The organism is Streptomyces sp. NPDC059534 (assembly GCF_042743475.1).
Lineage (GTDB): Bacteria > Actinomycetota > Actinomycetes > Streptomycetales > Streptomycetaceae > Streptomyces.
In genome coordinates this window covers 132,742-144,003 of the sequence record NZ_JBHWAQ010000001.1, presented here as the reverse complement: position 1 = coordinate 144,003, position 11,262 = coordinate 132,742, and the positions used below count along the sequence as shown (strand labels likewise).

The 11,262-nt window shown below is 72.9% G+C and carries 10 protein-coding genes; 8 read left to right on the top strand and 2 right to left on the bottom strand.

Translation table 11 applies throughout. From position 1 onward, the window contains the following. Positions 1 to 123: 123 nt before the first annotated feature. On the bottom strand, positions 124 to 1,698 hold the full coding sequence (locus tag ACFVZH_RS00575; protein WP_384890880.1) for a carbohydrate-binding protein: 1,575 nt from the start codon (positions 1,696 to 1,698) through the stop codon (positions 124 to 126). A gap of 311 nt (positions 1,699 to 2,009) precedes the next feature. Here ACFVZH_RS00575 and ACFVZH_RS00570 point away from each other — a divergent pair, with 311 nt between their 5' ends. The 8 genes from ACFVZH_RS00570 (at position 2,010) to ACFVZH_RS00535 (ending at position 10,582) form a co-directional block, all read left to right on the top strand. Continuing rightward, a complete protein-coding gene (locus ACFVZH_RS00570; protein ID WP_384890877.1) occupies positions 2,010 to 2,672 on the top strand; it encodes a choice-of-anchor M domain-containing protein in 663 nt (220 codons plus the stop codon). 193 nt (positions 2,673 to 2,865) lie between these two features. Continuing rightward, complete coding sequence (locus ACFVZH_RS00565; RefSeq protein WP_384890874.1) at positions 2,866 to 4,038, top strand: choice-of-anchor M domain-containing protein; 1,173 nt, start codon at positions 2,866 to 2,868, stop codon at positions 4,036 to 4,038. Continuing rightward, positions 4,035 to 5,597: an anchored repeat ABC transporter, substrate-binding protein gene (locus ACFVZH_RS00560; protein WP_384890872.1), complete on the top strand. Its 1,563-nt coding sequence runs from the start codon at positions 4,035 to 4,037 to the stop codon at positions 5,595 to 5,597. Before ACFVZH_RS00565 ends, ACFVZH_RS00560 begins: the two co-directional genes overlap by 4 nt. A 143-nt stretch (positions 5,598 to 5,740) precedes the next feature. Continuing rightward, positions 5,741 to 7,363 carry a choice-of-anchor M domain-containing protein gene (locus tag ACFVZH_RS00555; RefSeq protein WP_384890869.1) on the top strand — a complete coding sequence of 541 codons (1,623 nt, stop codon included), beginning with the start codon at positions 5,741 to 5,743 and terminating at the stop codon, positions 7,361 to 7,363. Continuing rightward, positions 7,360 to 8,196 carry an anchored repeat-type ABC transporter ATP-binding subunit gene (locus ACFVZH_RS00550; protein ID WP_384890866.1) on the top strand — a complete coding sequence of 279 codons (837 nt, stop codon included), beginning with the start codon at positions 7,360 to 7,362 and terminating at the stop codon, positions 8,194 to 8,196. The genes ACFVZH_RS00555 and ACFVZH_RS00550 overlap by 4 nt, the downstream gene beginning before the upstream one ends. After that, on the top strand, positions 8,193 to 9,041 hold the full coding sequence (locus tag ACFVZH_RS00545) for an anchored repeat-type ABC transporter permease subunit (protein WP_384890864.1): 849 nt from the start codon (positions 8,193 to 8,195) through the stop codon (positions 9,039 to 9,041). The genes ACFVZH_RS00550 and ACFVZH_RS00545 overlap by 4 nt, the downstream gene beginning before the upstream one ends. Before the next feature lie 72 nt (positions 9,042 to 9,113). After that, a complete protein-coding gene (locus tag ACFVZH_RS00540) occupies positions 9,114 to 9,731 on the top strand; it encodes a TOPRIM nucleotidyl transferase/hydrolase domain-containing protein (protein ID WP_384890861.1) in 618 nt (205 codons plus the stop codon). A gap of 203 nt (positions 9,732 to 9,934) precedes the next feature. Next, positions 9,935 to 10,582 carry an alpha-ketoglutarate-dependent dioxygenase AlkB gene (locus ACFVZH_RS00535; RefSeq protein ID WP_384890858.1) on the top strand — a complete coding sequence of 216 codons (648 nt, stop codon included), beginning with the start codon at positions 9,935 to 9,937 and terminating at the stop codon, positions 10,580 to 10,582. 17 nt (positions 10,583 to 10,599) lie between these two features. Here ACFVZH_RS00535 and ACFVZH_RS00530 read toward each other — a convergent pair whose 3' ends face one another. After that, positions 10,600 to 11,238 carry a LysE family translocator gene (locus tag ACFVZH_RS00530; RefSeq protein ID WP_384890855.1) on the bottom strand — a complete coding sequence of 213 codons (639 nt, stop codon included), beginning with the start codon at positions 11,236 to 11,238 and terminating at the stop codon, positions 10,600 to 10,602. Positions 11,239 to 11,262 lie beyond the last annotated feature (24 nt).

Genomic DNA, 11,262 nt, shown 5'->3' with positions numbered 1-11,262 from the left:
ACCCCCCCCGCCCGCCCCCCCCGCCCCGGCCCGGGGGGCCCGGGCGGTCACCCCCCCCCCCCCCCCCGCGCGCCCCCGCCCCCGCCACACCCCCCCGGGCCCGACGAGTTCACCGGAGGCGGTTCACCAGCTGACCGTACGGCCGCCGAAGGCGACGAGCAGACGGCCGTCCGCAGCGTACGACCAGGTCAGGGCGCCGGAGTACGCGGAGCAGCGGGAGCCGTTCGCGCCGGACCAGAACTGGTTCGAGGCGTCGACGTCACCTATGGTCCGGTCGTTCGTCCCGCTGCCGGTGCCGCGGCAGGAGGTGTTGTTCCGGAAGACCGACGTGCCCGCGTCGAAGGAGAAGTTCCGCTGGGCGTTGTCGACGCTGATGTTGTCCGAGACGGTCATCCTTCCCGGGTTGCTGTTGTACGTGAACCCGTGCTTGCCGTTGTGGAAGGCGATCGTGCGCCGGACCACGTGGTCGACCGCGATGTCCTCGCCGCCGAGCTTGAACCCGTTGCGGTCACCGGCGCCGGCCTGGGACCCGTCGCTGAGGGTGCCGTTGTCGTACGCGAGGGAGTCCTCGATGGTCACGGTCCCGATGGGCCCGGTGTCGGGCTTGGTGTAGAGGTCCCAGCCGTCGTCGATGTTGTGGTGGGACACGGCGTACCGGAAGACGTTCCCGCCGCCGACGGTGAGCTTCGCGGCGAATCCGTCGGCGTCCTCGCCGTCCGAGTCGGCGTTGTCGTGCGACTCCGCGCTCAGGACCAGGTTGTCGTGCGGCCACTGGTCACGGGGCGTGGTGGAGGCGATGCGGCCGAGCTGGAGGCCGGTGTCGCGGTTGAAACGGGTGACCGTGCGCTCGATGACGTTGTTGCTGCCGCCGACGTAGATGCCGTTGTCGCCCGCGCGCTCGACGACGATTCCGTTGACGTGCCAGTACGAACCGTTCAGCGCGAGGCCGCGGTTCGCCGGGTCCTCGGTCATGGCGGAGAAGTTCAGCACCGGGGTCTCGCCCGGGTAGGCGGCGAGCTTCTTCAGGGCGCCCGCGGTCCCGTTGTTGCCGGCCGGGACGGTGACGGTCGTGGAGTACGGGTAGGTGCCGCCCCGGAGGTAGATCGTCCCGCCGGCGGCGACCCGGCCGATCGCCGAGGTGAGGGTCGTGGGGGCGGACTGCGTCCCGGCCGCGCCGTCCGTGCCGTTCGGGGCGACGTACAGCGCGCCGCCCGCGGGCGGCGGGGCGTCGGCCGTCGTGACGTTCAGGGAGTCGAGGTTGGGCAGGCCGGCGGAGGTGGTGGGGGTCAGCCGGATGGTGTTGGCGCCCGCGTTCAGGGTCACGGTCAGGGTCTTGGCGGCCCAGGTGGACCAGGCGCCCGTCGTCTCGAACGACGGCGTCTGCACGGTCGTCCCGTTGACGACGAGCCCGGCGGGCCGCGCGGCCGTGGTCCCGTTGGCGAAGCGCACCGTCAGCGTCGCCGTTCCCGCCGCGGCGGCGTTCACCGTGAACTGCGCGTGGGCGCCTATGGCGTTGGTGCCGTTGCAGAAGCCGCTGCCGGTGTAGCCGGACCAGTCGGAGTCGATGGTGCCGGTGCAGACCGCCGGCGACGACTCGGCCTCGTACAGGGCCGACGCGGCGTTGACCGTGTGCGCGGACAGGGCGACGAGCGTGCCTGCCAGCAGGCCCACGCAGGCGGTGACGGATCGCAGATGCATCTGGGGTCTCCAGGAGGGGGATGGACGGCGTTCCGGGACTGGACGAGAAAGCGCTTTCCCCGGAAGCTAGAGGTCTCTTCGCGGACACGTCAATGGTTATGTACGTGACTGCTGTTCATGTAGATGAACTTTTACGAGATGTGTCGCCCCTCGTTCCGGTCGCCACCCCGTCCGGCCCCACGTGCCCCTCGTGCACCCCTCAGGCATCCCTCGCCCCGGATCTTCCAGGGGCCCCTTGCCATCTCTTGTTGAAAATGATTATCGTCTTGCTTGTTCGCGCACACTCAATCTCTGCCCAAGGGGGGCTTCTTTTGCGTGCCTTCACGCACACCATCACCCGCGCTCTCACCGTCTCCGGCGCCATGGCCGCGGCCGTCGCCGTCGGCGGCATGACCGCCGCGCACGCCGCCGGGACCACGCTTTCCACGGGGCATGTCGACGTCCTCGACGTCGAGTACGACGGCGCCGGCCTCGAACTCCACGTCCACGACGAGTCGGTGAACCCCGGCGTCGAGTACGGCCCCGCCGACGTCGTCCTGCGGGCGCTCCCGGCCTCCGCCTACACCGTGCCGACCGGCACCTGCTACAGCCACCTGGGTACGGCGGGCGCCACCGTGTACCGGCTGCCGCAGGTCGAGAACACCGGCCTCCTCTGGCCGGGCATCTCCGGGGAGCACCTCGCCACCGGCGTCTTCCAGAACGACAAGGTGCAGGTCAAGCTCACCTCCGTCACCGGCCCCGGCAAGCTCACCGTCTACAAGAACGGCCTCTGCCCGAAGAGCAACCGCTCCTTCGACAGCGGGGACGCCGCACTCGCCAACACGCGGGCGGTCGCCGCCGGTGAGCACGACCACGCCAACTGGGTCTTCACCAAGGCCGGTTCGTACACCGCCACCTTCCAGGTGAGCGGCACGCTGGCCGGCGGCACGGCGGTCGGCCCGTCCTCGGCGACGTACACCTTCCAGGTCGGCTGACCCGACCCGCTCCACCAGCCCCGCGTCGGGGGCGGGCACAACCCGCCGTTCGAACCGCCCCCGACGCGGCCGTCGCCCCCGGTGCGCCTGTCGCCCCGACGTGGCGGCCGACCTCGACGCTGCCGTCGCCGCTCGTCGTGCCGGTCCTACTGATCCCCCGCTCCCACGTCCTGCCCGAAGGAGGCGCCCCGTCATGCGGGCCCCCGTCGCACCACGTCCCGTACGAACCGCCACCCTCGCGGTCGCGCTGTCGCTGCTCACCGCCGTCCCGCTCGCGCAGGCGGCCGACACTCCGCCGAGAGAGGCCCCCACCGGAGAACGGATCGTTTTGAACGGGGGCCACCTCGACCTGGCGGCCGGACTCGCGGACGGACGGCTCGAGTTCCGCGTCAAGGACGGCACCGTGCCCGGGGCACCCGTCTACCGCGAGCCCTCGGACGTCCTCCTGCACTTCGACCCGCGCCACGAGATCGTCGTCCCGCCGCGTGAGGAGGTCCCGCAGTTCGAGGGGTTCGGCGAGCCCGGCAGCAGCCTCTGGGTCGACAAGGACTTCGAGGTGAAGCAGGGGCTTCTCTGGCCCGGCTGGAACACCCTGGAGATCCTGCCCGCGGACGCGCCGAACGGCGTACGGGTCGCCTTCCCGGAGATCGAGGGCCCCGGCCGGTTCGTGCTGGGACAGTGGGAGGACGACCCCGACCTCGGCGTGCGGATCGGCGTCACCGTGGACAGCGCGAAGGCCGCTCCGGGCACGGTCGACCTTCCCTCCTTCACCCACGCGCACCCGCTGTGGATCTTCGACGCCGAAGGCGTCTACCGCATCACGATGGAGATGACGGCCACCCTTTCGTCGGGCGCGCGGGTCTCCGACCGCGAGACGCTGGCCGTCGTCGTCGGCGACGACGTGGACCCGGCGACGGTCGAGCCGGGCGACGGCGTCCCCGGCCCCGACCCGACGGTGACCGCCGGCCCGACATCCACCCCTTCGGGGCCCCCGGCACCGACCACCACGGCCACGTCTACCTCCCGTCCCACGTCCCCCACACCCCCCACGGCTGCCCCGCAGACGCCGACGCCGGCACCGACGCGGACGCAGAATCCGACGCGGACGACGCCACCCGCCCCGGCTGTCACCACCGCTCCGACCACCCCGTCCGCCGAGCCGCCGACGACGAGCCATCCGTCCGCGACGGCCGACACCTCGACCGGGTCCTCCGGCTTGTCCGCGACCACGACGTCCTCGGGCGGCGGGCGGCTCGCGTCGACGGGTGCGGGAGGCGCCGCACTGCCGGCCGGCCTCGCGGCCGGCGCGCTCGCGGCGGGCTGCGCCGTCGTCGTGACCGTCCGCAGGAAGCGGGCCGTCCGATGAGCCGCCTCAGGGGCGCCGGCCCCGTCGCCGCGGCGGCGCTCACGACCGTGCTCCTCGTGTCCGGGTGCGGCGCCGGCTCCGGTTCCCGTACGGGTTCCGGCGGGGGTGCCGCGGACGCCGAGCTGACGGTCTCCACCACCACCGCGATCATCGCGGACCTCGTGCGCAACGTCGGCGGGGACCGGGTCGACGTGACCTCCGTCGTACCGCACCACGGCGATCCCCACTCGTACGAGCCGAGTCCCGGCGACGCCCGCAGGATCGCCGCGTCGGACCTGGTCTTCGGCAACGGGCTGCTGCTCGAAGAGCCGGGGATCATGAAGATGATCCACACCAACGCGCCCGAGGGCACTCCCAAGGTGGCGCTCGGCGAGAAGCTGGAGCAGTACGGCGGCTCGGTCATCGAGCTCAAGGAGGACCTGGGCCTGGACGTGCTGTGGCTCGGGTGGGCCGTCGAGGGGGCGGTCGCCGGTGACGGCTCGCAGGTCCGGACGACGGCGACGGCGCTGGAAGGGCCCGGCGACCTCCACGTCTATCTGACGGACACCCTCGGCACCCCGCTGAGTCACGTCGACTCGGCGGACGGGTTCGACGCGAAGGACTCCTTCACCCTGCCGCCGGAGGCCCACACCCATGTCAGTTGGGCTTTCAGCGCACCCGGCACGTACCGGCTCACGGTCCAGGGGCGTACCGAGACACTCGACGGGAAGACCGCCGCCGTCGGCGGCGGAACCCTCACCTTCGTCGTCGGCGACACGCCCGCTCCGGCCGGAAGGACCGTCCTGGACGGCGGACACGCCGACATCGCCCTGAACGCCGAGACCCGCACGGTGTACGTCCGTTCCGACGACCCCGCGACCGGGCGGCGCACCCGTCACGAGGCCGGGTCCGTCGCGCTGTCCGTGCCGGACCGGGCGAAGGCGACCGTGCCCGGGGAACCGGCGTACGGCTTCCTCGGCCGCCCCGGCACCGACGTGTGGGTGCTGCCCCAGGCCGTCGTCGGCAAGCACGTGCACGGCGAACTCGACCCGCACACCTGGGAGGACGTGGCGAACGCCGCCGGGTACGTACGCCGCATCGAGGCCGAGCTGATCAAGGTGGACCCGCGGGGCCGGCCCACGTACGAGCGCAACGCCGCACGCTATCTGCGGCAACTGGCCGCGCTGGACGACGAGGTGGCGGGCACGCTCGCCGCCGTCCCGGCACGCGACCGCAAGCTGATCACGACGCACGACGCGTTCGGCTACCTGGCCCACGCCTACGGGTTGGAGGTGGCGGGATTCGTCGTGCCCGTCCCGAGCCGCGAGCCCAGCGCCGCCGAGATCGCCGACCTCCGCGCCACGATCCGGGCGAAGAACGTGCCGGCCGTCTTCCTGGAGCCGAACCTCGCGGCACGCGCCGACGTCCTCCGCCGCGTCGCCGAGGACGAGGGCGTCGACATCTGCACCCTCTACGGCGACTCCTTCGACGACCGGGTCCGCGACTACGTCTCGATGATGCGCCACAACGCGAACGAACTGGCCCGCTGCCTGGGCCGGAAGGGAAGTGGAGCCCGATGAGGCTCGTACGCACCAGCAGGATCGCCCTCGCGGCGGCGGGCGCACTGGCCGTGGGGGGCACGGCCTTGACCGTTCCCCCCACGGACGACGCACCGGGACACACAGTGCCGGGACACACAGCGCCGGGGCACATCGCGCCGGTCGTGGCCCCGTTGACCTGGACCGACGGAACGCTGAACCTCGGGACCGGCGGTGTCCTCGACATCGACGACACGCACCGCACCGCCGGGCCCGAGGGGACGGACATCTGGGAGTTCACGCCCTCGTGGGACACCACACCGGTACCCCCGGGGCGGGCGGGTGCCGTGCGCTGGTCCCTGGCCGGGGTCACGGGACCGGGTTCGCTGAAGGTGTACGAAGCAGCCGGCGGCGGCGCCGGGACCGCCGAGCCCCCTGCCGGGCCCAGCGACCGCGCTGCCGGGACCGCCGACCGGGCTGCCGGGACCGCCGACCGCGCCGCCGGGCAGGAGGCCCCCCTCCCACGGCTCGACAGTTCCGACGGCCTGCCGGACGTGTGGGACCTGCCGGTGGGCGCGCACGGGGAGACCCGCTGGGCGTTCGACGCTCCCGGTGTCCACGTCCTCACGTTCACCGCGGAGACCGACAGCGGCGGACACCTCCGACGGGTGGAGACACGGCTCACCGTCCGGGTCGGGGACGAGGCTCTCACCTCCCCGGCACCCGCGCCCGAGGGCCGTCCGGTCGCCACCCCAGGACCGATGGCGCCCTCCGCGCCCGTGGCACCCACCCGCGCCACCGCGCAGGGGCGCCGCGCCGTCGAGGCCCCGGCGGCCGTGGCGGCGGCGGCCGGCCGTGCGGTCACGGCCGAGGAGCCGGTGGAGACCTCGCGAAAGGTACTCGACCAGGGCCACATCGACATCGCCGCCCGCGTCGTCGGCGGCGGACTGCACATCCACGTCAAGGACGGCACCGTCCCGGGGAGGAGCGTGTGGCGCGAGCCCTCGTCCCTCGTCCTGCGCGTCGGACCGCGGGCGAGGAGGACCGTTCCCGCGAACAAGGACTTCGCGTTCCTCGGCAGGGCGGGCGACCCGGTCTGGCTCCTCGACCAGGTGCAGCAGCCGGGCCTGCTGTGGCCGGGCTGGTCCACCGACGCGATGACGGCCGGTGCCGTGCGCGGCGATGTCGAGTTCAGGCTCGCGAAGGCCGAGGGGCCCGGCCGTTTCGCGCTGTACAACTACGACGGACTGTCGGGCGCCACCGTCCGCTTCGACAGCGGCGACGGGGTCCCGGACGCGTTCGGCATACCGCAGAACACCCACGCGCACGGTGGATGGGCCTTCGGCAAGGAGGGCGTGTACCGGCTGACCCTCACCATGTCCGCCACCCTCGCCGACGGCACGCGCGGCAGCGACACGGAGACGCTGGTCTTCGCCGTGGGCGCGGCCGACCCGAACCAGGTGCCGGGGGAGGGGAGCACGGGCGGATCCACCGAGGGTTCGACGGGCGACTCCTCCCGTGGTGCGACCGGAAGCGCGACGACCGGGGCTTCGACGGCCGGATCGACCGGGGGAGGTACCGACGGGGGCCCGGCCGACGGGAGTTCGTCCGGCAGCGCCTCGAACGCCGACGCAGGCCGAACCACGAGCGGTTCAACGGGCGGTTCCAGTAGCGGCAACGGCAACGGCAACGGCGGCACGATGGCCCACACCGGCGCGGACAGCACCCCGCTGCTCGCGGGCGCGGCCGGCGCCCTCGCGGCGGTCGGCGCGGCCGTCGTCCTCCTCGCCCGCAGGCGTGCCTCGTGAGCGCCGGTCCCGAGCGGCTGCTCGATGTCCAGGGCGTCTCCGTTCTGCTGGGCGGGCGTACCGCCGTACAGGACACCTCCCTCTCGGTCTTCGCGGGGGAGATGGTCGGGCTCCTCGGCCCGAACGGCGCCGGCAAGACCACGCTGCTGCGTGCCGTCCTCGGCCTCGCGGCGCCCGCGTCGGGCAGTGTCGTGCGGGGTGGGCCGATCGGTTACGTACCCCAACGGCACGAGTTCGCCTGGGATTTCCCGATCGACGTGGCGGGCGCGGTGCTGACCGGCCGCACCCGTACGATCGGCTGGCTGCGGCGGCCCGGGGCGCGCGACCGCGCCGCCGCCGACGCCGCACTGGAACGCACCGGCCTCACCGGCCTGCGCCGCCGTCCCATCGGCGAGCTGTCGGGCGGTCAGCGACAGCGGGTCCTGGTCGCGAGAGCGCTGGCCGCGGAGCCCCGACTGCTGCTCCTGGACGAGCCGTTCACCGGTGTGGACGTCCCCACCCAGGATCTGCTCAACGAGCTGTTCGGCCGCCTGGCGGCCGAGGGCAGAGGGTTGCTGATGACCACGCACGACCTCGCGGCCGCCGCCCGTACCTGTACCCGGGTGGTCCTGCTCAACCGGACGGTCGTCGCCGAGGGCGGGCCGGAACTGCTCTCCGACGCCGAGCAGATGCTGCGGGCCTTCGGCCTCGACCGTGCCCGCGCCGACGGCCTCGCACCCGCCGACGACCACGTGCGCACCGACGACCCCGCACGCACCGGCGGCCTCGTACCCGCCGCCGACCCCGCACGCACCGGCACGGACACCGACGAGGGCACGGAGGCGGCGGCGTGACCGACCTTCTGGCCTTCCTCGCCGATCCGTGGACACTGCCGTTCATGCGGCGTGCCTTCACGGTCGCCGCCACCGTCGGCCTGGTCTGCGGAGTCGTCGGTGTGTACGTCGTCCTGCGCGGGATGGCGTTCATCGGCGACGCCGTCGCCCACTCGGCCTTCCCCGGCGTGGCGCTCGCGTACGCCTTCGAGGGCAACCTGCTGATCGGGGGCGCCGCGGCCGGTGTGACGACGGCGGTCCTGATCGCGTTCGTCTCGCAGAACCGGCGGCTCAAGGAGGACACCGTGATCGGCGTGTTCTTCGCCTTCGCGTTCGGCCTCGGGATCGTCCTCGTCTCGACGAGGGACAGCTGGACGACGGACCTGTCGTCCTTCCTCTTCGGCCAGGTCCTCGCCGTCGACGACGCGGACCTCCTGCGGGTGGCGGTGACGGGGGCCGTGCTCGTCGCGGTCGTCCTCGCGTTGCGCAAGGAGTTCGTCGCCGTCAGCCTCGACCGGGAGACCGCCCGAGCGTCCGGCCTTCCGGTGCTGTCGCTCGACCTCACCCTCTACGTCGTCGTGACGGCGACCATCGTGATGTCCCTGGAGGCCGTCGGCAACATCCTCGTCCTCGCCCTCCTGATCACCCCCGCCGCCACGGCCCGCCTCCTCACGGAACGGCTGTGGGCGATGACGGCGCTCGCCGCCCTCTTCGGCTGCGCGGGCAGCCTGGCCGGGCTGTACGTCAGCTATGCCTACGACCTCGCGGCGGGCGGCTCGGTCGTCGTCGTCCTGACCGCCCTCTTCGCCCTGGTCTGGCTCCTCGCCCCCCGCCACGGCCTCGTGGCGAAGCTCCGCACTCCCTGAACCGCCGTGGGACGGCCGCCAGGACCGAATATGCGGTGCGGCGCCCGCCGGTGTCCGTGCAGACTCGCCCCCATGGCAGACATGAGGGCGTTCCAGGACGAGATCAGCGGCTGGGCGGCCGGCGGCTCCGGTGACACGGCGAGGGATCTGGCCGTGTCACTGGGGCTGCGGGCGGCGGTACTCCTGGAAGGGCCCAGCGACCTCGCGGCCGTGGAGGTGCTGGCCGCCCGGCGTGGCCGTGACCTCGCCGCGGAGGGCGTGTGCGTGGTGTCGATGGGCGGCGCGATGAACGTCGCCCGCTACGCCGGTCTGCTCGGTCCGCCCGGACTCGGCCTGCGCCTGACCGGGCTCTGCGACGAGCGCGAGCAGGCGTACTACGAGCGCGGTCTGAAGCGTGCGGGGGCGCCGCACCGGGACTTCTTCGTCTGCGCGGCGGACCTGGAGGACGAACTCATCCGCGCCCTGGGAACCCCGGCGGTCGAAGCGATCGTCGAGGAGGAAGGCGACCTGCGCGCCTGGCAGACCTTCCTTCACCAGCCCGCCCAGCACGGCCGTGCCCGGCACCAGCAGATGCGGCGCTTCCTCGGCACCAAGAAGGGCCGCAAGATCCGCTACGGCACCCTCCTGGTGGAGGCCCTCGGCGCCGGACAGGTACCGCCGCCGCTGGACGACCTGCTGGCGACCCTCTGAACTTCCCCACCGCCACGCGGAGTCGACGCCTACGAGGGGTGTGACCGGACCACTCGACCACCGGACCACAGGTCCACCGGTCCCGGTCCACGCCGTTCGGGGCGCGCACCGGAACGTCCGGCGCTGCCTCCCTCTCGTGGGGCGGGACTCTGCCGCCCTCACCGATTCGCTCATATGTTCGATTCTTGATCTACGCTGGGCCCATGACCGCAGCGCGACCCGACCTGCCCGGACTCCAGGGCTCCCTGTTCGACCAGGGTGACGACACCCGGTGCGGCCCACTGGACGGGCTGCGCCGGACGGAGCTGGACGGCGGCGCCTGGATCGAGCACCTGCCCGGCTGGCTGCACGGCGCCGACGCGCTGTTCGAGGAGCTGGCCGGCCGGGTGTCGTGGAGGGCCGAAGAGCGCCCGATGTACGACACCGTGGTCGCCGTACCCCGGCTCCTCGCCCACTACGGCGAGCGCGTCCCCCTCCCGCACCCCGCCCTCGCCGAGGCCCGGGAGGTCCTCAGCGCCCACTACGCCCCCGAGCCCGGCGCCCCCTTCGTCACCGCCGGCCTCTGCCTCTACCGCGACGGCCGGGACAGCGTCGCCTGGCACGGCGACCGCACCGGCCGCTCCGCCACCCACGACACCCTGGTCGCCATCCTCTCCCTCGGCGACCCCCGCGACCTCGCGTTCCGCCCCCGCTCCGGCGGCCCCACCGCGCTCCGCCTCCCGCTCGGCCACGGCGACCTCGTGGTCATGGGCGGCTCCTGCCAGCGCACCTGGGACCACGCCATCCCCAAGACCACCCGCGCCGTCGGCCCCCGCATCAGCGTCCAGTTCCGCCCCCACGGCGTCCGCTGACCTCGTGCACCCCCCGCTCAGTCCCCGAAGGCCAACCGGAACCCGAAGGCGGCGATGACGGTTCCGGTGAGGCGGTCGAGCAGACGGCGGGCCCGCGGTGTGCGGAGCCGGGCGTGGAGTACGCGGGCGAAGGCGACGAGGACGGCGGACCACATGAGGCCGATGAGGATGTGCACGGCGGCGAGCAGGAGCCCCATCGTGAAGTGGCTTGTGCCGGCGGGGATGAACTGGGGCAGGACGGCGACGTAGAAGGCGCCCATCTTCGGGTTGAGGAGGTTGGTGAGCGCTCCCTGCCGCCAGCCGTCGGCGAACGAGTCCGCGCCGGGAAGGAGGGCGGAGTCGTCGGTGGCGGTGGAGGGCAGCCCCCGGAAGGTGTCGCGGAGCATGCGGGCGCCCATCCAGAGCAGGTAGGCGGCGCCGACCCAGCGCAACGTCGTGTAGGCGAGGTGGGAGGCCGTGAAGAGCGCGGTCACTCCGAGGGAGGTGAGTGCGCCCCACAGCAGAGTGCCGGTCTGGATTCCGAGGACGACGCCCCACGCTCTTCTGCGTCGGCCGAGAGCCGAGGTACGCAGAATCAGAGCGGTGTCGAGTCCGGGAGTCAGTGTGAGGAGCCCTACGACGAGGGCGAAGGACCACAGCGCGGTGCTTATTGCCATGGAAGGCCAGCTTACGTCAGGCTG